Here is a 1,274-nt window from a genome sequence, read left to right as displayed (position 1 = left end):
GTAGCCGGTCCGTCGCCGCTCGTCGCCGCCGAGCTGCGCCGTCAGGTCATGGTGCTGGAGCTCCTCGCGGACCACGGCGCACAGGGGCTGCGCCGGGCGCTGGAGGTGACGGTGGAGGGCCGCCGGGTGCTGCGCGCGGTGGTCTCGCGCCGGGCGCGCAACACGGCGGAAGCGGGGGCGCGGGCGGCCCTGTGACCTTCGTGCGATGGACGTGGGGCGGTCCTGCGGCGGTTGCCGAAACGTTTCGCGAAACAGGGCGGAACCCGGTGACGCGACCCCGCTCCCGGGCGCTTTTCCCTATGTGATTGCCCACATGACAGCCGAAGCGACAGCCCATGTGACAGCCCACGCCACCGGCCCGCTGCCGGCCGGTGCGCCCGCCGGTCCGACGGTCCCGTACGGTCCGGCCCGCCAGGAGACCAGGCCGCGCGCCTGCGCGAAACCCGCGCGCTGGGCGGCGGACGCGGTGGCGACGATGCGCGAGGGCGCCCGGGTGCGGCTCGACTACTCGGCGCGGAGCCTGTGGCGGGTGGACCGGATGATCGAGGAGATACGCCGGGAGCGGGCGCCGTACGCGGCCGTCCGCACCGTCCTGCGCGGCTTCGGCGCCTACGCGGGCGAGGTCATCGTCCGCCGCACCGGCGCCGAGTGGTGGGCCACGGGCGGTGAGCACTGGGTGCGCACCCCCGACGGCCGGCTGTGGGACCCCATGAACGAGGCCCGCCGCTGCTACGGCGGTCACGGCTCGCTCGGGCTCCTGTGCCGGGACGCGACCGCCGAGGCCTGAGACGACCGCCGAGGCCTGAGACGACCGCCGAGGTCCGAGGCGACCGCCGGGCTCTGGGACCGGCCGGGCCCGTCCCCCGGCCGGTCGCGGGCCCGTCTCCGGGCCTTCCTCGGTCGCCTGTTCGGCTGTGACACTTCCGCCGGGACCGACGCTGATGATCGTGGAGGGCGACCGACACGGCGGGAGCGTGTCGCAACCGTGAGGTCAGGCGCCACGCAGTGGCCAGGAACTCGGCACGAACGAGGACGGTCTTGGGCCAGGGAGTCGAACCCCGCCGCCCGCAGCCGCGGGACGGGGAGCTGGGCGCGGCCGTGGCACGGGCCCAGGACGGCGACGAGACGGCCTTCGCTGCGGCCTACCGGATCGTGCACCCGGGGCTGCTGGGCTATCTGCGGGGCCTGGTCGGCGAGGAGGCCGAGGACATCGCCTCCGAGGCCTGGCTGGAGATCGCCCGGGACCTCGGCCGGTTCCGGGGCGACGGGGCCGG

General features: G+C 75.8%; 2 protein-coding genes and 1 pseudogene. All 3 read left to right on the top strand.

The window, feature by feature from the left end; all coding sequences use genetic code 11:
• Positions 1-195: pseudogene (locus tag H5J33_RS35635) on the top strand (hypothetical protein); the annotation flags it as partial.
• Positions 196-313: 118 nt separating this feature from the next.
• Complete coding sequence (locus H5J33_RS35630; RefSeq protein WP_258565628.1) at positions 314-787, top strand: hypothetical protein; 474 nt, start codon at positions 314-316, stop codon at positions 785-787.
• A gap of 251 nt (positions 788-1,038) precedes the next feature.
• Positions 1,039-1,274 (top strand): RNA polymerase sigma factor (locus tag H5J33_RS35625; RefSeq protein WP_399553016.1); only part of this gene is annotated, 236 nt, incomplete at its 3' end.

Source organism: Streptomyces sp. WELS2 (genome assembly GCF_013870595.1).
In the GTDB taxonomy this organism is placed as follows: Bacteria; Actinomycetota; Actinomycetes; order Streptomycetales; family Streptomycetaceae; genus Streptomyces.
The sequence above is the reverse complement of the archived record's forward strand: the minus strand, read 5'-3'. Positions and strand labels throughout refer to the sequence as shown.